The 24,628-nt window shown below is 63.1% G+C and carries 24 protein-coding genes and 2 pseudogenes; 14 read left to right on the top strand and 12 right to left on the bottom strand.

The annotated features are described in order from the left end of the window. Positions 1–4 precede the first annotated feature (4 nt). From GH983_RS21700 to GH983_RS21665, 8 genes are all read right to left on the bottom strand, one after another. Entirely contained in the window at positions 5–1,123 is a 1,119-nt protein-coding gene (locus GH983_RS21700; protein ID WP_153763479.1) for an endonuclease/exonuclease/phosphatase family protein, read from the bottom strand. Positions 1,124–1,230: 107 nt separating this feature from the next. Continuing rightward, complete coding sequence (locus GH983_RS21695) at positions 1,231–1,584, bottom strand: hypothetical protein (protein WP_150127464.1); 354 nt, start codon at positions 1,582–1,584, stop codon at positions 1,231–1,233. 193 nt (positions 1,585–1,777) lie between these two features. Then, positions 1,778–2,158: a DUF6481 family protein gene (locus GH983_RS21690; RefSeq protein WP_153763478.1), complete on the bottom strand. Its 381-nt coding sequence runs from the start codon at positions 2,156–2,158 to the stop codon at positions 1,778–1,780. Positions 2,159–2,185: 27 nt separating this feature from the next. Further along, positions 2,186–2,407 carry a hypothetical protein gene (locus tag GH983_RS21685; RefSeq protein WP_054151255.1) on the bottom strand — a complete coding sequence of 74 codons (222 nt, stop codon included), beginning with the start codon at positions 2,405–2,407 and terminating at the stop codon, positions 2,186–2,188. Between the two features lie 134 nt (positions 2,408–2,541). Beyond that, positions 2,542–2,751 carry a cold-shock protein gene (locus GH983_RS21680; protein WP_006725042.1) on the bottom strand — a complete coding sequence of 70 codons (210 nt, stop codon included), beginning with the start codon at positions 2,749–2,751 and terminating at the stop codon, positions 2,542–2,544. 241 nt (positions 2,752–2,992) lie between these two features. Beyond that, positions 2,993–3,592, bottom strand: a complete 600-nt coding sequence (locus GH983_RS21675) for an NAD(P)H-dependent oxidoreductase (RefSeq protein WP_153763477.1) — start codon at positions 3,590–3,592, stop codon at positions 2,993–2,995. Then, positions 3,592–5,202 (bottom strand): exodeoxyribonuclease VII large subunit, encoded by a 1,611-nt coding sequence (xseA, locus tag GH983_RS21670; protein WP_153763476.1) that lies wholly within the window; start codon positions 5,200–5,202, stop codon positions 3,592–3,594. The genes GH983_RS21675 and xseA overlap by 1 nt, the downstream gene beginning before the upstream one ends. 66 nt (positions 5,203–5,268) lie before the next feature. Beyond that, the gene (locus GH983_RS21665; protein WP_153763475.1) at positions 5,269–7,101 is read right to left on the bottom strand and encodes a hypothetical protein; all 1,833 of its coding nucleotides are present in this window, start codon (positions 7,099–7,101) and stop codon (positions 5,269–5,271) included. A 171-nt stretch (positions 7,102–7,272) separates the two neighbouring features. Here GH983_RS21665 and GH983_RS21660 point away from each other — a divergent pair, with 171 nt between their 5' ends. Genes GH983_RS21660 through GH983_RS21645 form a run of 4 tightly spaced genes read left to right on the top strand, consistent with a single transcriptional unit; the run spans position 7,273 to position 9,701 of the window. Further along, complete coding sequence (locus tag GH983_RS21660) at positions 7,273–8,265, top strand: glycosyltransferase (protein ID WP_153763474.1); 993 nt, start codon at positions 7,273–7,275, stop codon at positions 8,263–8,265. Then, positions 8,262–8,960: a class I SAM-dependent methyltransferase gene (locus tag GH983_RS21655; RefSeq protein WP_153763473.1), complete on the top strand. Its 699-nt coding sequence runs from the start codon at positions 8,262–8,264 to the stop codon at positions 8,958–8,960. Before GH983_RS21660 ends, GH983_RS21655 begins: the two co-directional genes overlap by 4 nt. Before the next feature lie 5 nt (positions 8,961–8,965). Next, positions 8,966–9,331, top strand: a complete 366-nt coding sequence (locus GH983_RS21650) for a transporter (protein ID WP_153763472.1) — start codon at positions 8,966–8,968, stop codon at positions 9,329–9,331. A gap of 25 nt (positions 9,332–9,356) precedes the next feature. Further along, on the top strand, positions 9,357–9,701 hold the full coding sequence (locus GH983_RS21645; protein WP_153763471.1) for a hypothetical protein: 345 nt from the start codon (positions 9,357–9,359) through the stop codon (positions 9,699–9,701). A 38-nt stretch (positions 9,702–9,739) separates the two neighbouring features. Here GH983_RS21645 and GH983_RS21640 read toward each other — a convergent pair whose 3' ends face one another. Continuing rightward, positions 9,740–10,726, bottom strand: coding sequence for a Gfo/Idh/MocA family protein (locus GH983_RS21640; protein WP_153763470.1), 987 nt, complete (start codon positions 10,724–10,726; stop codon positions 9,740–9,742). 192 nt (positions 10,727–10,918) lie between these two features. Here GH983_RS21640 and GH983_RS21635 point away from each other — a divergent pair, with 192 nt between their 5' ends. From GH983_RS21635 to GH983_RS21620, 4 genes are all read left to right on the top strand, one after another. Then, positions 10,919–11,479 (top strand): cysteine hydrolase family protein, encoded by a 561-nt coding sequence (locus GH983_RS21635; protein ID WP_153763469.1) that lies wholly within the window; start codon positions 10,919–10,921, stop codon positions 11,477–11,479. 11 nt (positions 11,480–11,490) lie between these two features. Continuing rightward, positions 11,491–12,459: a GlxA family transcriptional regulator gene (locus tag GH983_RS21630; RefSeq protein WP_153763468.1), complete on the top strand. Its 969-nt coding sequence runs from the start codon at positions 11,491–11,493 to the stop codon at positions 12,457–12,459. Between the two features lie 188 nt (positions 12,460–12,647). Beyond that, a complete protein-coding gene (locus tag GH983_RS21625; RefSeq protein ID WP_153763467.1) occupies positions 12,648–13,598 on the top strand; it encodes an aldo/keto reductase in 951 nt (316 codons plus the stop codon). Positions 13,599–13,600: 2 nt separating this feature from the next. Continuing rightward, a complete protein-coding gene (locus tag GH983_RS21620) occupies positions 13,601–14,596 on the top strand; it encodes an aldo/keto reductase (RefSeq protein WP_153763466.1) in 996 nt (331 codons plus the stop codon). Positions 14,597–14,605: 9 nt separating this feature from the next. Here the strand turns inward: GH983_RS21620 and GH983_RS21615 are convergent, their stop codons facing one another. Beyond that, complete coding sequence (locus GH983_RS21615) at positions 14,606–15,466, bottom strand: DMT family transporter (RefSeq protein ID WP_153763465.1); 861 nt, start codon at positions 15,464–15,466, stop codon at positions 14,606–14,608. Positions 15,467–15,573: 107 nt separating this feature from the next. Here GH983_RS21615 and GH983_RS21610 point away from each other — a divergent pair, with 107 nt between their 5' ends. The 3 genes and pseudogenes from GH983_RS21610 to GH983_RS21600 form a co-directional block, all read left to right on the top strand. Further along, positions 15,574–16,995, top strand: a complete 1,422-nt coding sequence (locus GH983_RS21610; protein WP_246727459.1) for a PLP-dependent aminotransferase family protein — start codon at positions 15,574–15,576, stop codon at positions 16,993–16,995. Further along, a pseudogene (locus tag GH983_RS21605) lies at positions 16,986–17,970 on the top strand (FecCD family ABC transporter permease). Before GH983_RS21610 ends, GH983_RS21605 begins: the two are co-directional and overlap by 10 nt. Further along, positions 17,967–18,500, top strand: a pseudogene (locus GH983_RS21600) (ABC transporter ATP-binding protein); the annotation flags it as partial. The pseudogenes GH983_RS21605 and GH983_RS21600, both read left to right, overlap by 4 nt. 158 nt (positions 18,501–18,658) lie before the next feature. On the opposite strand, the gene GH983_RS21595 reads toward GH983_RS21600, so the two are convergent. Further along, complete coding sequence (locus GH983_RS21595) at positions 18,659–19,402, bottom strand: helix-turn-helix domain-containing protein (RefSeq protein ID WP_153763664.1); 744 nt, start codon at positions 19,400–19,402, stop codon at positions 18,659–18,661. Between the two features lie 281 nt (positions 19,403–19,683). Here GH983_RS21595 and GH983_RS21590 point away from each other — a divergent pair, with 281 nt between their 5' ends. From GH983_RS21590 to GH983_RS24180, 3 genes are all read left to right on the top strand, one after another. Further along, entirely contained in the window at positions 19,684–20,598 is a 915-nt protein-coding gene (locus GH983_RS21590; protein WP_153763464.1) for a DMT family transporter, read from the top strand. A 140-nt stretch (positions 20,599–20,738) separates the two neighbouring features. Further along, positions 20,739–21,761 carry a ribosome small subunit-dependent GTPase A gene (gene rsgA, locus GH983_RS21585; protein WP_153763463.1) on the top strand — a complete coding sequence of 341 codons (1,023 nt, stop codon included), beginning with the start codon at positions 20,739–20,741 and terminating at the stop codon, positions 21,759–21,761. Positions 21,762–21,913: 152 nt separating this feature from the next. Then, complete coding sequence (locus GH983_RS24180; protein ID WP_166600004.1) at positions 21,914–22,060, top strand: hypothetical protein; 147 nt, start codon at positions 21,914–21,916, stop codon at positions 22,058–22,060. 138 nt (positions 22,061–22,198) lie between these two features. Here GH983_RS24180 and pheT read toward each other — a convergent pair whose 3' ends face one another. Continuing rightward, on the bottom strand, positions 22,199–24,622 hold the full coding sequence (gene pheT, locus GH983_RS21580; protein WP_153763462.1) for a phenylalanine--tRNA ligase subunit beta: 2,424 nt from the start codon (positions 24,620–24,622) through the stop codon (positions 22,199–22,201). Positions 24,623–24,628: the final 6 nt, after the last annotated feature.

The raw sequence follows: 24,628 nt of genomic DNA, 5'->3' as shown, positions 1-24,628 counted from the left end.
CGCCTCAGAGGTCGAGCTCGACCCAGAGAGCAGCGTGATCGGAGGCCGCATCCTGCGGCCTCTTTAGTTCCTCATAGGTCTCCCAGCGCTTCGGCCGTGACCCCGGCCACATGCCGGTGCGGATCACACCGCCCTTTTCCACCTTGTCGAAGAGCTTGGGAGAGAGCAGCAGGTAATCGATCTTGTTGCCGGGATTGGACAGGCCGTAAGTGCCCTCATAGCCGCCATTGTCGAAGCTCGGATGATCGAAGGCATCGGTCAGGTCGGCAGTCTTCAGCAGGGGGCTCAAGGGATCGCTGTCGGGCGTATCGTTAAGGTCGCCGATGACAGCGATATGCTCCCAACCCTCGGCAAGCCGCTCCTCGACGATCTCGGCAACACGGCTCGCCTGGGCCTTGCGGCGGCGGTCGGACTCAACCTTGCCGCCGAAACCCTTGCTCTTGAAGTGGTTGACCATCACCAGCAGCCTATTGCCGCTTGCGGTCGTCACCTCGAATTCAGGGCAGTCGCGGGAGAAGATGATGCGGTCGCTGCCATCAGGCAACCGGTCGTCCACATGGCTGCGCATCCGGCCGATCGGGAATAGCGGACCGGACATCAGGCCGACATCGATCCCGCGCTCGTCATTGCCATCGATCAGCATCACATGGCGAAACGGGTTGCCCCCGACCGAGGCGAGGATCTCGTCGCTGAAGGCCTTGAGCACGGGCCGGCTTTCCGCTTCGACCACGCCCAGCGCGTCCGCCTTCAGGTCGCGGACTACGCGTGCCGTGTTGCGCATGGCGTGCTCGTTGATGGGTTCATCGCGCAGTTCAAGAGAGCCGACCCAATCTGCACGGCCAGATGCGGTGATCTCGATGCCGCCTGTTTTGGGGCGCTTCAGCAGGCCGCCGCGATTGCGGCGCAGGATGACGAAGGGACCGGTGTCGCTCTTTTCCATTCCGAGATCGACGATCAGATCCGCCATCTTGCTGCGGTCAGTCGGCGTATAGGTGACCTCGCCGAGCAGGGCGTTCAATGCGGCGAATTTCTCAAGAACGGGGCGCCCGTCCTCCCAGGTCTCCAGGTTCATCGCCTTGGCGCGATCGAACAGGTTCTCGACGTTGTAGACGGCAAGGCGCATCACTCCCTCCCAGGCTCACTGGGAAGGAGTCATATCAGAGATTTGTGATGCGCGCATGTCGCGAGACGTCAGAGACTTCCCGCGACTGACACGCAGCCGTATCTTACTCAGCGATAATAGACGATCTTGCCACCGTTAAAGGCGGTCTCGACCCACAAGACGTTCTGCGCGGCAATGCCACGGACCTGGAGCGCTGCAGACAGACTCGGATCTTCCGTCACGGCCGCCTGGGCAAGCCGCATGCTGTTGCCGGTGGGGTAGATGACCTGCATCGGATAGGTATGACGATCGAAGCCGCCGCGATCGACGCGGATCGCGGTGACATTGCCATTATACTGCTTGCCAAAGAGGATTTCGCGGGGCGTCCAACCGCCGGCCTCGACATAGGTTGCGGCACCGGCCGGAAGGGCGGCGAAAGTAGCCGCAGCAAGGGCTGCGGCGACGACGAGTTTCTTCATCATGATCATGCTCCTTTTCGCCGGACGCTTGGGAGCACATCCGGCTTCATCCGGACATGTGGAGATCGGAAGAATGGTTTTCCAGTATAATCACATCAGCTTGATCGGTTGCGCACAACCGATCGCGGTGACGGAGTGTTCACGTCCGCCGATGCGGGCCGCAGTCTCGCAGCCCGACGAGGGATTATGACTGCAATCAGCCCTGGCGGGCCTTGCGGGCGGCGTAGCGACGGTCGCGCTCGGCCTTGCGGGCGGCTTCGTCTTCGACAACGCGGCTGATGCGCGATGCTTCCGCGTGTTCGCGGGCGTCCTTCTCGGCATTTGCCGCAGCGATCGCGGCTTCTTCGCGTTCGCGGGCTTCCTGTTCGGCGCGGATCTTTTCCTCGGCCTTCAGGCGATCGCGTTCGGCATGGCGCTTGACGCGCTCTTCGGCACGGGCCGCGCGTTCTGCCATGCGTGCTTCACGCTCAGGATCGGCAGCGGCATGGGCGGCCTTGTAAGCCTGGAGCAGCGCCGCCTTGGCGTCGGTTGCGGTGGTACGGCGCTCGGCGAGGCCATGGTCTCTCGTAAATTTCATTGGGGCTCCGATCTCTTGGAACTGGGGTCAGGTACGGGCGCGCTTGGCGACGAGGGCCGCCGTTGCGCTTTCGCGCGCTTCGCGTTCGCGTGTCAGACGGGCTTCGCGCAGGCGCAGCGTCTTCTCGTCACGGGCAGAGGTAATCGCATCCTGCTCGTCGATCGCGCGACCGCGGGCCAGAAACTGCGACTGCGTCTTCGCAAAGGCGAGTTCGGCGGTCTGGCGCGACTTGGTGAGTTGCTCGGTCATGTCATCTCCTTTCAGGAGGCTTGCCCATGTCGGGCAATAAAAAAAGGCCAGGCTATCTGCCTGACCTTCCGTGGGATCTTGCCTTCGACAGTGCCAGTACATCCGTGGTCAAAGGAAAGCGGATCCCGGATCTATCAGGCTGCCTGCAGGTTGCAGGCCGACATCTTGCCCGACTTGTTGTCGCGCTCCATGTCGTAAGCCAGCTTCTGGCCTTCAACGATTTCGCGCATGCCGGAGCGTTCAACTGCCGAGATGTGAACGAATGCGTCCGGGCCGCCGTTGTCAGGCTGAATGAAGCCGAAGCCCTTGGTGGAATTGAACCATTTTACTGTGCCAGTGGTCATGATGAACCCTTTCATAGCGTAGAGAGTGCCCCAGCGCGGATGCGCTGTGGAGGTAACGATTTTTGAAAGGAAGGTTCGACAGGGCGCAAATGATGCGCGGTAACCAAAGCTCAGCAAGCAAATATCGATGACCAGTAGATAGACGCGTTTCTAATGAATGTCAACCATCGGTTTCCATTCCGCCTCAAATCTCAATCAAAAGTGTAATTTGCGCGAATGCAACCGCATCCCGTTTTCTGCATCAAATGCTCGCGAAAGCGGCCCTGAGTTTCGCCAGGAAACGCTTGCGCTTTTCATCCGTCGCGCGGTCCATGTCGTGCAGCGCCAGCATGCGAAAATCGACGGACTTGGCGCAGAAGGCGGCCACACCACGCTTCATGATCCGCCTGACCGGGTTGCCCATGTAGAGATGCACGACCCACCACGGAGAACCGGTCGAGGTCACGACCCAGAAGCTACGGATATGAGTCATCAGCGGCACGATGCGTCCCCCGGCCTTGTCATGTTCGAAGGCAACGCCCGGCACGAAGATGCGGTCGATGAAGCCCTTCATGATGGCCGGCAGATTGAACCACCATTGCGGAAAGACGAGCACGAGACCATCTGCTACCTTCAGTCGCTCGACAATGCCTGAGACGTCTTCCGGCGGTTGAAAGCCCGGCTCCATGTAGGCGGCACGCTCGGCAGCCGAGAGGCGCGGGTCGAAATCCTCGGCGTAGAGGTCGAGCAGATCGACCTGATGGCCCTTCGCTTCCAGCGTCTCCACCACGGCCCGTGCGGCAGAAGCGGCAAAGCTCTGCGGCAGCGGATGGGCGAGCACGACCAGAAAGCGGCGTGACATCAGAACAGGCTCCCCTGCCCGGCCGGAGGCTCGCTCTTGCGCGCCGGCCTGGACACGGCGGCTGCGCGGGCCGGCTGCGGGGCCGACGGTTCCGGCGGGGATACACCCTCGCCAGCAACGGCATCCACTCGCCCATCGGCGAATTCGATCGCGATCGCCTGGCCATGCGACAGCCCGTCGGCGCGCGAAACCGGGCGATCATTCTCGTCGCGGATCACGGCATAACCGCGCGCCAGTACGTTCTTGTAGGAGAGTGACTGCAGCACGCGGTCCTGCGACAAGAGTGACTGTCGGGCACGGCGCAGGTCGTTCATCACGGCGCTGTCGGCACGGCGACCCAGACTTTCCAGCCTGTCCTTCGAGCGCTCCGTCATCGCCTTCAGCCGCGCCGGGACTGCCGTCAACGTTGCATCGAAGCGCCCAAGGCGGGCCTTGTTGCGCTCGATCAGCCGCTCGATGACCCGTTCGGCGCGCACGGCATTTTCCGTGAGTTTCTGCTTACGCTCCACCAGTCGGCGCGCCAGCATGTCGGGCGACAGTTTCGCCGCCGCGCGCTCGAAGCTGCGGCGCTTGTTCATGGTGTTGAGTTCGAGGCTGCGCCCGAGACCTGCGGCCGCCTCGTCAAAGCGACGACGCGGCAAGGCCAGTAACTGGTCGAGAGAAGGCAGCGCCCGCACGAGGCTGCGCAGGTTCTGGCGACGATTGTCCATCTGCCTGTTCATGGCACCGGAGAGCCGGGCAGACAGTGTGGCCACCTGCGCCTCAAGATCGGCCTTCACGGGCACTGCCATTTCCGCCGCCCCCGTCGGGGTCGGTGCGCGGACGTCTGCCGCATAGTCGATCAGCGTCCAGTCGGTTTCGTGGCCGACGGCGGAGATCAGTGGAATGCTGCTCGCAGCCGCTGCACGGACCACGGCCTCATCATTGAAACTCCAGAGGTCCTCGAGGCTGCCGCCGCCGCGCGCCACGATCAGCACGTCCGGTCGCGGCATCGGACCGCCGCGCTCCAGCGCATTGAAGCCGTGGATGGCGTTCGCCACCTCGTCGCCTGAGCCTTCGCCCTGAACCTTGACCGGCCAGACCAGCACATGCACCGGGAAGCGGTCGGAGATGCGGTGCAGGATATCGCGGATGACAGCACCGGTCGGCGAGGTGACGACGCCGATCACCTTCGGTAGGAAGGGCAGGAGCTGCTTGCGCGCGGGGTCAAACAGGCCCTCGGCCGTAAAGCGACGCTTACGCTCCTCGATCAGGGCCATCAGCGCGCCTGCACCGGCCGGCTCCATCTGCTCGATGACGATCTGGTATTTCGACGAGCCCGGGAAGGTCGTGACCTTACCGGTGGCGATCACCTCCATGCCCTCTTCCGGGCGATATTTCAGCTTGGAAAAGGAGCCCTTCCAGATCACCGCATCAATGCGCGCCTTGTCGTCCTTCAGGCTGAAATAGGCATGACCCGAGGAATGCGGTCCGCGATAACCGGAGATTTCGCCGCGCACCCGCACATGGTCGAAGGATGTTTCGATGGTGCGCTTGATCGAGCCCGAAAGCTCCGAAACGGAAAATTCGGTGAGGTTCGTCGGCGAATCGTTGTCGAAGAAATTGCTCATGCCCCTTCCCTAGCGGAAAACGGGGCCAAGATCAGCCCAAAGCACCCGTCATCAAGCGCTTTCCGCTCACGGCAGCTCCACCCGGTAAATCTGCATTCCGGAGGCGCCTTCGATGGGCACGGGCCTGAGATAAGCAGGCACCTCCCCCTTCATCATGCCGGCATAGAGCCCGTCGACTTTCGTCGACGCGATGTTTTGTGTAGGCGTGAGATCCGGGCAGAAGACGAGGATCGTCGCCCCGGCGCCGCGCAGGAAGGCGGCGGCCTCTTCCGGTTCGGCCAGCCCCACATGCAGTTCCGTCAGCATGCCACCCTGATTGCGGTGGTAGGGGCCGGACAGGACGCGGTGGCGGGTGAAACGCAGAATTTCCGGGCCCAGATCCACAGCCGCGACTACCACGCCGTCCGGCAGGCTGTTCAGGGTCGCAAATCCTGCCGGCGCGTCACAGGCCGGCTTGGCCCCAGCCATGGTGGCCGGTGTCTGGGCAAGCCCCTTCATCCGGTTGGTTACACCTGCCGTTCCCTCGACGAAGAGCACGCCGAACAGCGCCCAGGCGCTCGGCACGGACAAGAAGGCAGCGAGCGCAAAAAGCAGGCCCGTGCCAAGCTGCTGCGGCTCCTCGCGCGCCTTGCGCCTCAGTTCGCCGATCAAAAGCGCCAGCGGCGGGATGGCGAGCAAATTGGCGAAAATCGCCCCGCGCACCTGAACCAGCGCAATAACGAAAGAAACCGCGATCAGACCGAGCATGATTGCGTGGCTGCGGATCCGGTCACCATTGACGATGCGCAACAGGCAGACGCCAATGGCGAAGAAACCGACGGCGTAGAAGCCTCCGAAGGCTGCGGGGTCCTTCGCGAGTTGATCGACGAAGGACTGGGCCTCGATGACGCCGGAAAGCCAAAGCGTGTGCAGCAATGGATCGAGTTCGTTCAGCGGGTTCTGCAGGCATTGCGGCGCGATCGTCACGGTGCCGGCCAGCACCAGGGCGCCGGTCACGCCGATCGCCGCAATCCGCAACCGACGATCGCCCATGCCCGGAAGCTGCGTGGCAACGAAGAGGGACGCAGCTCCGATGCCGACCACGGCATAGAAGCCGACCGAAAGGCTGTCGCAGGTCACCACCGCATACTGGACCGATGGCACGGTGGCGAAGAACATGGCAGACAGGCTGACCAGAAGCGTCAGGGAGAAGGCGCGCGCGGCCCTCGCATAAACCTCACCCTCGAGCGCCCATAGGATGCCGACGATGGCACAGACGGTCGCCACCAGGGGCGTGGTCTCGGCGCCGATGGCGATCGCGAGTGCAGCAGCGAGGCCCGCAAGCGCATGGCCAACAAGCCCACGCGCGGGATCGACCAGCCCCGCAGCCATGGTCGCGACCAGAACCAGCTGGACATTGTGATGGTCGATCGAGCCCAGCAGAAAGCGGTTGCCGGTGACGACGAAGACTGCCGTCAGCATCAGTGCCAGATGCATGGTGACATCATCGCCCATGCGGCGGGCGGCGACGGCGACCGCTGCCATCAGCGGCAAGATCAGAAGGAAAGGCCAGACGATCAGCGCCAGCGCCTCGGCCTGTTGCATCGGCACCAACTGCGCGAATAGGCGGATCAGCAGCGCGATCGGCAGATCGATCAGGCGGGACCAATGCATCAGCGTGCCGCCATCTAGCCCCAGCCGATACTGTGTGACGTCGAACCAGGACTGACCGGCAAGCAGATCACGCACCTGCACGAGCCGCAGGACATCGTCGTTGTCGGCTCCGACATAGTCGCTCGCGGCCGGCAGGTTGAGCGCAGCCAGCACCGCCATGGTCACGATACCGTAAACCAGCGTCCAGAGAAGGAGCGGGCGCGGCGCCCGGGCTCTCGACGCGCCAGGCAGGGTGATGTCGGCCATGCTTCGTCAAACCTCCAAGTCCGCCTCGATCGTTTCCTTGCAAAGAAACGACCGGCAGACCGTATTTCAAAGACTGCTCTTCTCCGAAACCTAGCCTTAACCTTCTCAAGAAATAGTAAAACCAATGGTGGCCGAAGGCTGCCCGAACCCCAGCGCTTTGAGCAGGTCCCGATGAGCCACCCGGCCAACCCCTCCCTCGACATCGCCGTTCTCCTGCCCTGCTACAATGAGGCGGCAACGATCGGCCAGGTTGTGAGCGATTTCCGTGCGGCCCTGCCCGAGGCGAAGATCTACGTCTATGACAACAACTCGACCGACGGCACGGCGCTGAAGGCGATGCTCGCCGGGGCCACCGTCGTGCGCGAACGTCGCCAGGGCAAGGGCCATGTGGTGCGCCGCATGTTCTGCGACATCGATGCCGATATCTACATCATGGCCGATGGCGACGGGACCTATGGTCCTGCCGACTCCGAGGAACTGATCCGCACGCTGATCACCGAGCGAGCCGACATGGTGGTCGGCACCCGACGCGGGGTCCATGACGATGCCGGACGCCAGGGCCATGCCTTCGGCAACCGGCTGTTCAACCTGCTTTACCGCGTGCTGTTCGGCAACGACTTCACGGACATCTTGTCCGGCTACCGCGCCTTTTCGCGCCGCTATGTAAAGAGCTTCCCAGCGATTTCCGGTGGGTTTGAGATCGAGACGGAAATGTCCGTGCATGCCTCGCGGCTGAGGCTGCCGGTCGTCGAGCTGGAGCTCGACTATGGGCGTCGCCCAACGGGATCACAATCGAAGCTCTCGACATTTCGAGACGGCTTCAAGATCCTCAAGATGTTCGCTCTCCTGATGAAGGAGACCCGCCCTTTCACATTCTTCGCCCTCATCGCCTGCGCGTTCCTGGGAAGCGGCATACTCTTTGCCGCTCCGGTCATCGTGGAGTATCTCCAGACGGGCCTTGTCCCGCGAATGCCGACCTGGGTCCTGTCCCTCTGCCTCGTCGGCCTCAGCTTCGTTTCGTTTGCCGGTGGGGTCATCCTTGATTCGGTTGCGCAGGGACGCAACGAACTGCTTCGGCTTCATTATCTTGCCTTGCCCTCGATCCATTCGCGGAGCCGGTCCGAAGCGACCGAAGGGAATGCACAGGAAAGAAATGCCGCATGAGGCGCGAGACCACCAACAGGATCCGCTTCGTCATCGAAGACCTCCTCCCGCCGATCCTGCGCGATTCCAGGCTGTTCCTTTGGCTGGCCGAGCGGGTCTGGGGCAATCACATCCGCGATCTGGCCGAGTTTCGGGCGCGCGCGCCGTTTCTGACGGAAGAGGCCTATGCCGCGCTCTACCGCAAACACCCGCGCGTGCATGCAGGCACGGACAATTCGGAGGCCTGCATTGAGCAGGTCGTTCAGGGGGTCGAGGGTGAAAGCGTCTGCGACATCGGCTGCGGGACGGGCGCGCTGCTCACGCGCATCCGTGCGCGTCACCCGCATCTTGCCCGGGTCACCGGCGTGGATTTTGTCATCGATGACGCGGCGGCCCTGCCGGGTGTCGAATATGTTGCAGCGAAGATCGAAAACCTGCCCTTTGCGGACAAAGAGTTCGATACGGTCATCTGCACCCATGTCATCGAACATGTTCTCGAATACCAGCGCGCCATCGCGGAGTTGCGGCGCATTGCCCGAAAGCGCCTGATCATCGTCGTTCCGCGGGAACGTGAGGCGCGCTACAGTTTCAATCCGCACTTCAATTTCTTTCCCTATACGCACTCGTTCCTGCGCGCCATGCATCCGATCCCACCACAATATACCTGCGCGGATATCGGACGGGACATCTTCTACATGGAAACGCTGGAGGGCTGAGGGCGATGGAGTTTTCCAGCCTGACACTTGCGACCTGGATAGGATTGCTCGCCACGCCGCTGTTGATTGCGATGGGGCAGATTCTGTTCAAGCTGACGAGCCAGATCACAGGGACATTTTCTCTGGCGAGCCTGATGATGCTCGCGGTCAATCCGGTGTTCATTGCGGCGCTGGCGCTTTACGGTTTTGGAACCGTCGTCTGGATCTATGTGCTGCGCTCCGTGCCTCTGACGCTCGCCTATTCCTTCATGGGGCTGACCTTCTGCTTCGTCCCCCTGCTGGCGCAACTCTTCTTCGGCGAACCCTTGCACATGCGCTATCTGATCGGGACGCTGCTCATCCTGGCCGGGCTTGTGACCATACATGTCTGATCGCAGCAATCGGTTTGATTCGTCTGTGACGCTCGGCGTCACGCTGGCCGCCGACCTCCTGCTGTTTCCGATAATTTTTGCCGTCCTCGACGCACCGCTCATGTCACGTGCGGTATCCCTGGTCGTTGCCTATGCTCTCTCGCAGATCCTGCGGCTCGGCATCGGGCGCGGCATATCCCCCCGGGTCCTTCTTCAGGTGCCGGGCTTGTGGCCGCTTCTTGCGGTCACGGTCCTGATCAATTTCGGCCTTTTCGTTATCCTCAACGCCCGTGCGCCGGACATCCGACCCATCCTGCATCTGTTGCTGGCCTGGGCCGGATCTCTGCTGTTCCTCAGTTTCGGATCTTCACGGATAAAACGCCTGCGCTGATCTTCGGCCACCGCTGCGGACAGTCGAGGTCGGTTCGCTTACACCGCTTCCCAGCCATCCTTGTCTGCGGCCCGGTAGATCGCATCGATCAGCTTCTGGTTTGCCTTGGAGCTTTCCAGGGTGACGACCTCCCCCTTGGTGCCGGCAACAGCGCGGGCAAAGGCTTCCGCCTCCAGCTTGTATTGGCGGCTGTCGGGGAAGCGGAAGATCTGCGAGACGTTGTGGCTGCGATTGGTGAGTTCGACTTCCTCGGCACCCCAGCGATCGGCGTTGAAGGGTGACTTCACCTCGATGAACCCGTCAGTGCCATGGAAGACCATCAGCTGGCGGTTGGCCATCTGGGTCGAGACATAGAAGTTCAGTTCGAAATCGGCAAAGTCAGCCTTCACGCTCGCATAGATATCCGTGCCGAAATCCGGATCGCGCTCGATGGTCGACTGGACGCGGACCGGCTCCTTATCCGTGACGAAGCGGGTGGTGATCGTCGGGTAGACGCCGATATCGGGCAATGCACCGCCGCCGAGCTCCGGGATGTTGCGCATGTTGCTGGGGTCGCGGTTGAAATAGGTGAAGGAGCCCTGGACCATCTTCAACGTGCCGATCGCGCCTTCGGCCAGCAGTTCACGCACCTTCAGCCAGACCGGTGCGTAAGTCACCATATAGGCTTCCGTGATCAGTACCTTGTTGCGTTCGTGGGCCGCGATGATCTCGTCGATTTCCGACGCTTTGAGCGCGATCGGCTTTTCACAAAGCACATGCTTGCCGGCGTCGGCGGCCTTGATCGCCCATTCGACATGCTGCGAGGTCGGCAAAGGAATATAGACCGCGTCGATGACGTCGGAGGCCAGCATCTCCTCGTAGGAGCCGAAGGCATGCGGCACCGAGAAGCGATCGGCCATCTCGCGGGCTCTCGCCAGATCGCGGCTGGCGATCGCTGTCACCACGGCATTTTCGGCATCCTGGATCGCCGGCACGACAAGCTCGCGACCGATCTTGGCCGTCGACAGAATTCCAAAACGCAGCATCTTTATTCCTCCTCAAAATGTCGGGGCGGACATTAGGCGAAGCTCCGGCAGGGCGCAACGGGTTGTCAGACAATCAGCTTGCTCGGACAAGGAGCAACTTGGCCGAAAATGTCCGATCTTCGTCCTGGCCGCGCATAGTACCCATGACGCCTGGACTTATGTTAGCTGTCATTACAACGACAGGAGACGAATATGTCCGCTCAAGACACTGCCCTCATCGTGGTCGACGTCCAGGAGAGCTTTTGCCATGCGCCCTATTGGGACGCATCGGAACTCCCCGCTTACCTTTCGAGGCAGCAGGCGCTGATCGACGGCGCGAAGGCTACCGGTATGCCGATCGTGCAGATCTTCCACGTCGACACCGACGAAGCCTTCCGGCTGGAAAGCGGACTTGTCCGCACGCTCGACGAGATCATGATTACGCCGGACGTGACCTTCCACAAGGGCGTGCATTCGGCGCTGGTCGACACCGGTCTCGAAGCCTGGCTGCGCGAAAAGGGCATCTCCCGCGTCATCGTCTCGGGCATCCGCACCGAGCAGTGCTGCGAGACCACCACGCGCCATGCATCCGATCTCGGATTCGCGGTCGACTTCGTCACCGAGGCGACGCTCACCTTCCCGATGACGCATGCCTCGGGCCGGGTCTTTACCGCAGACGACATCTGCATGCGAACGGAGCTGGTGCTTGCCGACCGCTTTGCCCGGATCGTGACCGTCGAGCAGGCTCTGATGCCGCCCTCCGCCGCCGCCTGAGATTGCCCATCATGGACGTGATCCCGGTCTTCATCCTCGTTCCGCCTGACACGCTGCTGATCGACATTGCCGGTCCGCTGGAGGTGCTGCGGTATGCGAACCAGGAGCATGACCGGGTCCGTTTCGACTATCGCTACATCTCGGCCCAATCGCGGCAGCAGACCTCGATCGGGCTCATGCTCGACGGTCTCGAACCCCTGCCCGAGACGCTGCCTGACAATGCGATCCTGATGATTTCCGGCAGCCTCACCGTCGGTACCGAAGAGATCGCCCGCGAGGCAGAACTGAAGACGCTGACGCGTTGGCTCGCCCGCACGGTCAGGCCGGACACGCGGCTCGTCACCATCTGCTCCGGCGCGCTGCTTGCTGCGGCAGCCGGGCTGATGGAGGGCTATCAGTGCACCACGCACGCAGAATGCCTAGACGAACTCCGGGCACTTGCACCGACGGCGAGTGTTCTGGAGAACCGGCTCTATGTGGAAGATGGCAACCGCTTTTCGAGTGCCGGTATCTCGACCGGCATTGACCTCATGCTGCATCTCGTCAGCCGCTTCGCCTCGCCGCAGTCAGCACTCGCCGCTGCCCGCAAGATGGTCATCTATCTCCGTCGCAGCGGCCAGGACCCTCAGCTTTCGCCCTGGCTTTCCGGCCGCAACCATATCCATCCGGCCATCCACCGCGCCCAGGATGCGATCATGGCGGATCCGGCGCGCGACTGGTCGCTTCCCGGGCTCGCCGAGATCGCGCATTTGAGCGAACGGCATCTGTCCCGTCTTTTCCGGGAATATGTCGGTCAGTCGGTCGTCGATTACGTCAACCTGATGCGGGTGACGCTCGCCCAGGAGCTGCTCAAGCAATCGAGGCTCGACATGGAGAACCTCGCTTTGCGCGCCGGATTTGCCTCCTCACGCCACATGCGACGGATCTTCGTCCAGCATCACGGCGTGCCGCCCAGTCACTTTCGCCGGGCGGCCGAATGAGGAGCCCTGGACCGCAAAAGAGAGACTGCGGGACTGGACGGCCGCCGGTTTCGATCCATATCGATTGCGGTTTCCGGCGTCGGGACAGCGGCTCTGCAGGTTCGATCAACGCTTCTGAATGGCCTCTTCGACCGACGCTTGCTAACCTGCCCTTTCCGTCGCTCCCTTGACCCCTCCCGAGGCTTTCCATGCAGAAACGTGCTCTCGGCCGCACCGGCCTTTCGATCGCTCCCGTCGTGCTCGGCGGCAATGTCTTCGGCTGGACGGCCGACGAGAAGACGTCGTTTGCCATTCTCGACCGCTTCTTCGATGCCGGCTTCAACACGATCGATACCGCCGACATGTATTCGCTCTGGGCCGACGGCAATGTCGGTGGCGAGAGTGAGACGATCATCGGCAACTGGCTGAAGCGCGGTGGTGTGAAGCGCGAAGATGCCGTTATCGTCACCAAGGTCGGGGCCGATCTCGGGGGCAAGAAGCGAGGCCTCAGCGCGCGCCGCATTGCAGAGGCGGTTGAAGACTCGCTCCGCCGTCTGCAGACCGACTATATCGATCTCTATCTCGCCCATTGGCCGGATGCCGAAACGGACGATGAGGAAAGCCTGACCGCCTTCGCCAAGCTGAAGGACGAGGGCAAGGTTCGCGCGATCGGCTGCTCCAACCTCGATGCCGAACAGCTTCAGGCGACCTTCGACGCAGCAAGCAAGGCGGGCGTCGGACGTTACGATGTCATCCAGCCGGAATACAACCTCTATACCCGCGCGAAGTTCGAAAACGATCTTGCTGACCTCTGCCAGCGCGAAGAGATCGGGGTCATCACGTACTACGCGCTGGCCTCCGGCTTCCTTACCGGCAAGTATCGCAGCGCTGCCGATACCGAAGGCAAGGCACGCGGCGAGGATATGGAGCCCTATCTTAACGCGCGTGGATTCGATATATTGGGCGCTCTCGATCAGGTCGCGGCCGAAACCGGCACCAGCCCCGCAACCGTTGCGATCGCCTGGATCGCCGCACAGCCCGGCGTCACCGCGCCGATTGCGTCTGCCACCAGCCTGCGCCAGCTTGAAAGCCTGATCGCGGCCGGAAAACTGGAGCTGACGACCGCGCAGATGAAACAACTCAACCAAGCCGGAGCATGATCATGAAGACCCGCAGACTCGGCACCCTCACCACATCGACCATCGGCCTCGGCTGCATGGGCATGAGCCATGGCTATGGCACCAACATCGACGAGGCGGCGGCGCAAACGCTGTTCGATCACGCCATCGAACGTGGCGTGAACTTCTTCGATACGGCGGAGGTCTATGGACCCTTCACCAATGAGGAACTGGTCGGCAAGGGACTGAAGCGGCATCGCGACCACGTGGTGATCGCCACCAAGTTCGGCTTCACCATCGGCGACGAGGCCAAGGCCGCTCGACCTTCCGGCCTCGACAGCCGGCCGGAGCATTTGCGGGCCGTCGCCGAGGCGTCGCTGAAGCGGCTCGGCGTCGAGGTCATCGACCTCTTCTACCAGCACCGCGTCGACCCCGATGTCGCGATCGAGGAGACCGTCGGCGCCATGGCCGAGCTGGTGAAGGAAGGCAAGGTCAAGGCGTTGGGCTTGTCCGAAGCAAGTGCGGCAACGCTGCGCCGGGCGCACGCCGTGCACCCGATCTCAGCCATTCAGAGCGAATATTCGCTCTGGACCCGCGACCCCGAGACCAACGGTGTGCTCGACACCTGCCGCGAGCTCGGCATCGGCTTCGTGCCCTTCTCCCCGCTTGGTCGCGGCATGCTGACGGGTGCCTTGAAGGATTTGTCCAAGCTCGGCGAGAACGACTTCCGCCGCGGGTTGCCGCGCTTCGACCAGGAGAATTTCGACGCCAACCTTGCGCTGGTTACCGCGCTCGAAACCATGGCGGCGGACAAGGGCGTGAAACCCGGCCAGCTGGCGCTTGCCTGGGTTCTCGCCCAGGGCGATTTCATCGTGCCGATCCCCGGTACGACCAAGATCGCCAATCTCGACAGCAACATCGATGCGACCGGGATCACGCTCTCGGCCGAAGAGCTCGCCACGCTGTCTTCCGTCGTCTCGCCTGACAAGGTGGCTGGCGCGCGGTATGGCGAAGCCATGGCCAAGATGGCGGGGCGCTAAAAGTCTCCCTCAAGCAAAGCGCCGGCTACCCGCCACGCAGAGCACCACGAGCAGGGCTGTCGCCAGCATGGGAAGGCTCACCTTCTCATGCAACAGCCCTGCGGCAAGCACAAAACCGAGAAAGGGTTGCAGCAGCTGCAGCTGCCCGACCGAGGCAATGCCGCCCAGCGCCAGACCGCGATACCAGAAGATGAAGCCGATCATCATGCTGAACAGCGAGACGTAAGCCAGAGCCAGCCAGCCGGATGCCGAGATACGGCCAAGATCCTCTGGCAGGGCCCAGAACGCCAGCGGCAGCATCACCGGCAGCGACAGCACCAGCGCCCAGCTGATCACCTGCCAGCCGCCGAGCCGACGGGACAGCCGCGCGCCTTCGGCATAACCCAGGCCGCAGGCGATGACCGCCGCGATCATCAGCACTGCGCCTTGCACCGCCATGTCCGCCGTCGCCGAGAGCGCAAAGCCGGCCACGAGCGCCGCTCCCGTGACGGAGAACATCCAGAAAACAGCAGAGGGGCGTTCCCCCGCCCGCAAGACGCCGAACAGCGCGGTAGAAAGCGGTAGCAATCCGATGAAGACGATCGACTGGGCGGAATTGATGCTCTGCAGCGCCAGCGCCGTCAGCAGCGGGAAGCCGACAACGACGCCAAGCGAGACGATGGCCAGCGGCAACAGATCACCGCGCAGGGGGCGCTTCTCCCTGAGCGTGATGAGAAGCACAGCGCCCAGCCCCGCAGCGATCACGGCCCGCGCCGAAGTCAGGAACAGCGGGGCAAAATCGGCAAGCCCCACCCGCGTTGCAGGCAGTGAGCCGCTGAAGATCAGCACGCCGATGAAACCACTCGCCCAGGCCTTCCACGAAGTCGTCATTTTCGTCTCCATTCGTCTGGCCTCCCCTATCGCGCGGAGGGGCTGGCGCAGACAGAGACGGATCGATACAATTTAGTCAAACTGTATTGATGACAAAGGCCATACAGATGAACGAACGCGTTCAGCCACCGGAGCTGCCGGCCTCAAGGACGGCCCATGTCATGGCCGATATTCGCGGCCGCATCGGTTCGGGCCAGCTCGTGCCCAACGACCGGCTGCCCTCGATCCGGCGCCTCGCCGCGGAGCTTTCGGTGTCGCCCTCGACTGTGGTCGAAGCCTATGACCGGCTCTCCGCCGAGGGCTTGATCCGGGCCCGCCCCGGCTCCGGCTTCTTCGTCACCGAGGCCGGTCGCACGCCAGCACCCCTCGTCCGGCTTGAGCCGCCAAGGCCCCCTGAAGTCGATCCCTTCTGGGTAGCGCGTCAGGCGCTGGACGCCGATCCAGGCACATCCAAGCCCGGCTGCGGCTGGCTGCCGCCGGACTGGATGCCGACCGCCCTCCTGCATGCCGGCATGCGAAACGTGCTCCGCCAGGCGACCAGCCTCATGACGGATTACGGACCCTCGCGCGGCAGTGCTGGCCTTCGGCGCTTCGTCGAGATGCGACTGCGTCAGCAGTCGATTACGCTGTCCGAAGATCAGGTGCTGCTTGCAGGCTCTGCCACCCAGGCGCTCGATCTGGTCTGCCGGCTGCTTTTGCGCCCCGGCGACCGCGTGATCGTCGACGATCCCTGCTACTTCAATTTCCAGACGCTGCTCCGCGCCCACCAGGCCATCGCCATCCCCGTGCCCTATACGGAAAACGGCCCCGACATCGCCGCCTTCCAGGCCGCCGTCGCCCGCGAGGGGCCGCGGCTTTATCTCACCAATTCCGGTCTGCACAATCCGACCGGTGCTACGCTCTCGCCGCAGATCGCCTTCCAGCTGCTCGGCATCATCACGCGTTCGGACATGCTGGTCGTCGAGGACGACATCTTTTCCGATTTCGAGCCGGAGCCTGCGATGACACTTGCGACGCTCGACGGGCTTTCCCGGGTCATCCGCATCGGCAGCTTCTCCAAGACCATCTCTGCTTCGCTGCGCACAGGATTCATCGCCGCCGACCCCGAGCGGATCCGGCTCCTCACTGACCTCCAGGTTGCAATCCAGTTCGGCGGCCCAAGCCAGGTTGCGACCGAAGCGATCCATGGCGTGCTCGCAAGCGGCGGCTATCGCAAACATCTCGAGCAATTGCATCGGCGGCTCGACACAGAGCGGCGCGCGGTGGGGACCCGGCTCGGGGATCTTGGCATCCATCCCGTGCTCGCGCCGCGCGGCGGGCCCTATCTCTGGTGCCGGATGCCGGAAGGTGTCAGTTCCACCGCGCTTGCGCAGGCCGCCCTGCCGCAGGGGGTGGTGCTGGCGCCCGGCAACGTCTTCAGCCCATCGCTGTCATCAGACGGTTTCATGCGCTTCAACGTCGCGCACATGGGCGATGCGCGCCCGTTTCGGGTTCTGGAACGGGCGTTGAAGACGTCGCGCTGGCACTGACTGCCGTCGTCTTCGTGGTGGCTTTGAGTGTCGGGATCGGTGATCTGCCGATCTCGATCAGCACCACTTTCCTTGCGATCTCCAACAAGCTCGGCTGGACGACAGCCGAGCTCAATCGCATCCATGAAGCCGTGATCTGGGACTACAGGCTGAGCCGGGCGCTTGTCGCGGCCTTCTGCGGTGCGGGGCTCGCGATCTCGGGCGCCATCATGCAGTCGCTGCTGCGCAACCCGCTGGCTGAACCCTATGTGCTCGGCATTTCGGCCGGCGCCTCCACAGGGGCCGTGGGGTATTGTCATCCTCGGCTTCGGCTCCGCAGCCATCTCGCTCTCGGCCGGCGCTTTCGCCGGGGCCTTCGCCGCCTTCCTCTTCGTCGTCCTGTTGTCCAACGGCACGCGCGGCGGGGCCGACCGCACCATTCTGGCTGGCGTTGCTGCATCCCAGCTCTTCAACGCCGCAACCTCTTATATCGTGACGACTGCCGGCAATGCCCAGCAGGCGCGGGATGTGATGTTCTGGCTGCTCGGCAGCTTCGGCGGCGTGCGCTGGCCGGAGTTCATGCTGGTCTCCGTGGTCGTCGGGTTTGGCCTGATCGCCTGCCTCGCCTATTCCCGCATCCTCGACGCCTTCGCCTTTGGCGACAAGGCTGCCGCAGCACTTGGCGTCAATGTCGGTCGCGCCCGGCTCGCGCTCTTCTGTCTCACCGCCATGTTGATGGCGACGATCGTCAGCATGGTCGGCTCGATCGGCTTTGTAGGCCTCGTCATCCCGCATGCCGCATGCTTCCTCGTCGGACCGCTTCATATCCGCCTGCTTCCGGCCTGCGCGATCGGCGGGGCGATCTTCACGGTGCTTGCCGATATAGCCTCGCGGATCCTGGTTCCGCAGCAGGTGCTGCCGATAGGCGTCGTGACGGCGCTCGTCGGCGTGCCGGTCTTCTCGATCATCCTCTATCGTTTCCAGCGCCCGACATGAGCATCACGGCCGACACCATCACCTGGAAGATCGGGTCGAAGACCATTCTCGACAAGGTGAGCTTTGCCGCACGCCCCGGCGAAACGCTCGGCCTGTTCGGCCCCGATGGCTCCGGCAAGACATCCCTGCTACGGCTGCTCGCAGGCTTGAAGCGTCCCCATTCGGGCAGCATCCGCCTTGAAGGACACGATATCCAGTCGATTCCCCGCAAGACGATGGCGCAGCGGATGGCCTTAGTCGAACAGCATGCCACGACCAATGCCAATCTGAAGGTTGTCGACGTCGTCAAGCTCGGCCGTTTCCCGCATCGCTCAATGTTCTCCGCCTGGACTGCGGAAGACCAGGCCGCCGTCGAGCAGGCGCTGGAGCGGGCGGGAATGGTGGCAAAGCGCGACCATACCTGGCAGAGCCTGTCCGGCGGCGAACGGCAGCGGGCGCATATCGCCCGGGCGCTGGCTCAAGCCCCCAAGGAAATCATCCTCGACGAGCCGACCAACCATCTCGACCTGCAACACCAGATCGCGCTTCTGTCGCGAGGTATTCTCGATCGATGCCCATGTTGAGCCCTCGGCGCATCATGGCCGGCCGCTGATCCAATTCTCGCGGACGGTCCGCTAGGTCGACATGATTGCCTGGCAGTCCTGACCCGGACGAGCCGCCGATGCGGCTGAGAAATCGACCATCTCGCTCAGCCGCCGACCGCCCGGCGATAGGCCGATGGCGTCGTGCCGGTGACGGCCCTGAACATTCGCGTCAGATGGCTCTGGCTGCTGAAACCGCAGGCCGATGCGATCTGGGCGATCGGTTCGTTGCCGGCCAGCATACGCCTTGCGCGATCGATACGGCGGTTGAGGATGAAGTCATGCGGTGAGACGCCGCAACTTGCGCGAAACATCCGCTGCAGATGGAATTCGCTCAAATCCGCGAGCCGCGCCAGATCCTTCAGGGTGATTGTCTGGTCGAGGCTTGCCTCGATGTGCTCCACAAGCCGCCGGCGCAGCACGGGAGCCAGACCGCCACGCAGCACCGGACGCCGCTCACCGCCATAACGAGGGTCGGCAAAGAGCTGCCCGACGGCCGCGACGATCGCCTGTTCGGCCAGCAGCCGGTTGCCGCCCTGCGTGGCAGCGGCCAGATGCACCAGCGCCTCCGCGAGTTTCGGCGCCTCGTCGAAGGTCGCCTCTGGCAGAAGCATCAGCCGGGCATCGCGGTCGAAGGTCTCCGAGAACAGGCGGCGCAGTTCATCGTCAGCGACATAGAGATGCACGAATTCGAAGTTGTCGGTGATCTCCCATTCGGACGAGGCACCCTGCGGCATGATGCAGAGCGCACCCGGCCAGCCGGCGATGCTGCCGGCATCGAGCCGTCGCGTGCCGTCGCCGCCGCGCAGGTAACAGCTGAAGGTATGCCCGTCGGTCCGCTCGTAGCGCATGCGGTCATGGCTGTTGCGCCAGATGGCGCTTGCCCTGCCCTCGCCCAGGTCAAGCGTTTCCCCACGCTCGGCACGGGACGAGGCGGACAGAGAGCCGAAGACGGTGGCGGTGTGCAGCATGGATAACCTTCACGAGATCGCCTCGCATTCTAGCGCGCTTCGTGCGCCGCGCCATCACCAATCGGATAGGCGTGGCCGCCTCAGTGCTGTTCACCGCAAGATCATGCAAGAACGGATGGCGCCAGCTGCGTTACCTGCGTCTCGAAAGCGAGGCGCATGACATGACCAATCTCCTTCTCTTCTCGTCGACCGTGCTGATCTGGGGCACGACCTGGATCGCGATCGCGCTGCAGATCGGGCCGGTGCCCGTGCTGGTCTCGGTCTTTTATCGCTTCGCCCTTGCCGCCCTCCTGCTCGTCGGCGTGCTGGCCCTCACAGGTCGCCTGAAGGTGCCGACGCTCAAGCAGCAGCCCTTCATCCTCGTCCAGGCGCTGTCGCTCTTCTGCTGCAACTTCCTCTGCTTCTATCACGCGGCGAGCTATGTGCCGTCTGGGCTCATCTCCGTCGTCTTCTCGCTCGCCACTGTTTACAACGCCGTCAATGCCCGGATCTTCTTCGGCGATCAGATCAAGCCGCGCACGCTGGTCGCCGCAGGCTTTGGCGCCACCGGACTTGCGCTGCTTTTCGGGCCCGAGATCTTCATCGCCGTCAATCCGGACAGCTGGAAGGGCATCGGCCTTTCGGCGCTCGGCACGCTGTTCTTTTCCTTCGGCAACATGGCCTCCCGCCGCAACAGCGCTGAAGGCATCGCGCCTGTCACCGCCAATGCCTGGGGCATGAGCTATGGCTCGGCAGCACTTCTCGCCCTGATCGGCATCACCGGCACGCCCATCGTGCTGCCGCCGGACCAGACCTATCTCGCCGCCCTCGTCTATCTCTCGGTCATCGGCTCCGTCATCGGCTTTACCACCTATCTGATGCTGGTCTCGCGCATCGGCTCGCAGAAGGCGGCCTACGCCACCGTGCTCTTTCCGGTGGTCGCATTGACGCTTTCGAGCCTCTACGAGGACTATCACTTCACCCCGCTCGCGATGGTGGGTCTCGCACTCACGCTCGCCGGCAATGCAGTGATGTTTGCGCGCCTGCCGAGCCGACAGCCCCTTAACGCTGTCGAGCCGGCGGAACTGAAGGGCTGACTACAGATCCTTCCGCCGTGACGGATGGCGCGGTCGATTTCCCGCGTCAGCGACGACATTCTGCGCTATGAGAAGCGTCACCGTCTGATCCCAACGCTGAAAGTGCCCATGGCCCCACGTTCCAACTCCGTGATCCGCCCTTGACCGGCCTTAACGATACTGCCGCGCTCACGCGGCTCGGTTTCAGCGCCTTCTTCACCGAGCAAGTGACGGCTGACGAGGCCGAGCTCCTTGTGCGCCGCATCTCCTCGGTGCATCGCGACCGCCTGGAGGCGATCGATGCGACGGGGCCGGTGGAGATCGAGCTTCCGCCCAACAGCAACACGGCCGATTTTGCCGTGGGCGACTGGGTTCTTGCCGCGCCCTATACCGGACTGCTCGCGCGCCGCCTGGATCGCCAGACCGTGCTGCAACGGCGGACCGAAGGCGCCTTCGGCCAGCAGCTTGCCGCCGCCAATGTCGATACGCTGTTCATCGTCACCTCCTGCAATGCGGATTTCAACGCCGCGCGGCTGGAACGCTATCTGGTCATGGCCAATGAAGCGGGCACGCGGCCTGTCATCGTGCTCACCAAGGCCGATACGGTCGATGATGCCTCTGTCTACGCGGATGAGGCCCAAGGCCTGCAGCGCGATCTGCCCGTCGTCATCGTCAACGCCCGCTCGCCTGAAGCCATCACCCCCCTGATGCCCTGGTGCGGGCCAGGTCAAACGGTGGCGCTGGTCGGATCATCCGGTGTTGGCAAGTCGACGCTCGTCAATACACTCGCCGGGCACGGCGCGGAGACGGCGCAGAAGACCGGCGCGATCCGCGAGCATGATGCCAAGGGACGACACACGACGACTGCGCGCTCCCTGCACGCGATTGCAAGCGGCGGCTGGGTGATCGATACGCCCGGCATCCGCACGCTCTATGTCAGCGACATCACCGACGGCATCGACACGCTGTTTGCCGAAATCACCGAGCTTGTGCCGCATTGCAAGTTTCGCGATTGCAGCCATTCGCACGAGAAAGGCTGCGCCGTGCAGGCGGCGATCCAGGAAGGCAGTCTCGATCCTGCCCGTCTCGACCGCTGGCGGCAGTTGCAGGCGGAGAACCGCGACCGGACGCCCGTCTATTCCGGGCCGAAGGGCAACAAGACGCTGCGCAAGAAGAAGTATTGAGCTTTCGGTCGCCAATCCCTACATAGGGTTCATAGGCGACGCCCTTCGCACGCGTCGCATCCGCTCGCCATCGACGAGCTTTTCTTCCCCGTTTAGCGCGACATTCCAGGCTCCGGCATTCTGCCGGCGCATTTCCAGAATTGGAGACCAGCATGGCAGACGACAACACCAAGGGCTATGAGCCCATTCCCTTTGCCAAGAAGCATCGCATCTCGGTCGAAGACGCCAAGGCGATCCTTGCCAAGCACGGCGACGACCGCAAGTCCGCCGACAAGGAAGGCCGTCGCGTCAGCCTGTGAGGTGTGATGGCGAAGCCCGACCTTACCGACGGTCATGACCTTCGGGTACACATCAAAAAGCCCTTTCCCTGACATGCAGGGAAAGGGCTTTTTCTTTGTCTCATCGCCAGCGGCCCAGGTCCGCCCGCCATCACAGGATCAGGCGCGCAGCGTGCCGCCCGTGGACTTCTCGACATTGCCGACGATCTTCTTCGTCAGCGCATCGAAATCCTCGTCGGTCAGCGTCTTGTCGGTCGGCTGGATCAGAACCTCGATCGCCACCGACTTCTTGCCCTCGCCGACGGATGCACCCTCAAAGATATCGAAGACATTGACGCCGGAGATCAGCTTGCGATCGGCGCTTGTCGCAGCCTTGATGATCGCGCCGGCCTCGACCGCCTTTTCGACGACGAAGGCAAAGTCGCGCTTCACCATCTGGAAGGCCGAAAGCTCGAGCGCCGGCTTGGTGCGGGTCGCCTTCTTCTTCGGCTCAGGCAGGGCATCGACATAGATCTCGAAGCCGCAGAGCGTGCCGGAAACGTCGAGCGCTTCCAAGGTCTTCGGGTGGAATTCACCGAAGGTGCCGAGGATGACCTTGGGACCTGCCTTGATCGTGCCGGAACGCCCCGGATGGTACCATTCGGGGCCACCCTGCTCGATCTGCACATTGCCCGTGGGTATGCCGCAGGCTTCGAGCACGGCGAGCGCATCGGCCTTGGCGTCGAACACATCGACCGGCTTGCCGCCACCCTTGGCCTGGTTCGACCACATGCGGCCGGAACCAGCAATCGAGGCCGTACCACGGCGTACACCACCGGCGACGCGACGCTGGGTGTCAGGTGTGTCGCCCTCATAGGTGCCGGAGACTTCGAAGATCGCCACATCGCCAAAGCCACGGTCGGCATTGCGCTGAGCGGCCGTCAAGAGGCCCGGCAGCAGCGAAGGCCGCATGTCGGACATGTCAGCTGCGATCGGGTTGACGAGCTTCAGCTTGTCGCTGCCGCCGCCGAAGAGCTTGGCATGTTCGGCCGAGATGAAGGACCAGGTCACAGCTTCCAGCATGCCGCGCGAGGCGAGCGCCCGGCGGGCCGAGCGCGTGCGGATCTGCAGCGTCGTCAGGATCTTGGCATTGACCGAACCGGTCGGCGGCAGTGGCTCCGGCTTGATGTTGTCGACGCCAAACATGCGCATGACCTCTTCGACGAGATCGGCCTTGCCATCGACATCAGGACGCCAGGAGGGCACGGAAACCTTGGCTGAGGTCTCGTCGCCCGACATGATCTCGAAGCCGAGGGCTGTCAGGATCTGGCGCGACTCGTCGTTGGAAACGGTCAGACCCGTCAGGCGCTTGACTTCCGCATAGGGGAAATCAACCACCTTCTTCTGGTGACCCTTGTAGCCCTCGACCTTCTTTTCGGCCGCGACACCGCCGCACATTTCGAGCACCAGCTCGGTGGTGCGCTCCAGACCCGGGACCATATATTCCGGATCAACGCCACGCTCGAAGCGGTAGCGCGCATCGGTGATGATGCCATGGGCGCGGCCGGTCTTGGCGATGTTGATCGGGTCCCAGAGGGCCGATTCGATCAGCACGTTGACGGTGTTCTCGTCGCAGCCGGAATGCTCGCCGCCCATGATGCCGCCGATGGATTCCGGTCCGTTGTCGTCAGCGATGACGACGTTGTTCGGGTTGAGCTTGTAGGTGCGGGTGTCGAGCGCGAGGATCTCCTCGCCCTCCTTGGCCCGGCGCACGACAAGCGCTCCCTTGACCTTGTCGGCGTCGAAGACGTGCATCGGACGACCCTGGTCGAAGGTCATGTAGTTGGTGACGTCAACCAGCGCCGAGATCGGTCGCAGGCCGATCGACAGAAGCCGCTGCTGCATCCACTTCGGGCTCGGTCCGTTCTTCACGCCGCGCACCAGGCGATAGGCGAAACCGGGGCAGAGATGGTCTTCGAGCTCAAGCTTGACCTGATGCGGCGTCTCGCCCTCGACCTTGAAGGTGGGCGCCTTCGGAGCCTTCAGCGTGCCGAGGCCGGAGGCGGCGAGATCGCGGGCGATGCCGAAGACGCTCGTGCAGTCCGGACGGTTCGGCGTCAGGTTGATCTCGATGACCGGATCGTCGAGGCCGGCATAAGAGGCGAAGGACGTACCAACGGGCGCATCCCCGGGCAGGTCGATGATGCCGTTGTGGTCGTCGGAGATGTTGAGCTCCTTTTCAGAGCACATCATGCCATGGCTTTCGACACCGCGGATCTTGCCGACGGACAGTGTCACATCGATGCCCGGCACATAGGTGCCCGGACGCGCGAGAGCGCCGATCATGCCCGCGCGGGCATTCGGCGCGCCGCAGACGATCTGCAGCGGCTTGCCGTCGCCGGCATCAACCGTCAGCACCTTCAGACGATCAGCCTCGGGATGCTTCTCGGCCGTCAGGATCTTGGCGATGACGAAGGGCTTGTAGGCGGCCTTGTCGTCGACATCCTCGACCTCGAGGCCGATAGCCGTCAGCCGCTCGCAGATTTCTTCAAGCGAGGCCTCGGTTTCCAGGTGATCCTTCAGCCAGGAGAGTGTGAATTTCATCGAACT

This window comes from Agrobacterium sp. MA01 (genome assembly GCF_009650195.1).
GTDB lineage: Bacteria > Pseudomonadota > Alphaproteobacteria > Rhizobiales > Rhizobiaceae > Allorhizobium.
The sequence above is the reverse complement of the archived record's forward strand: the minus strand, read 5'-3'. Positions and strand labels throughout refer to the sequence as shown.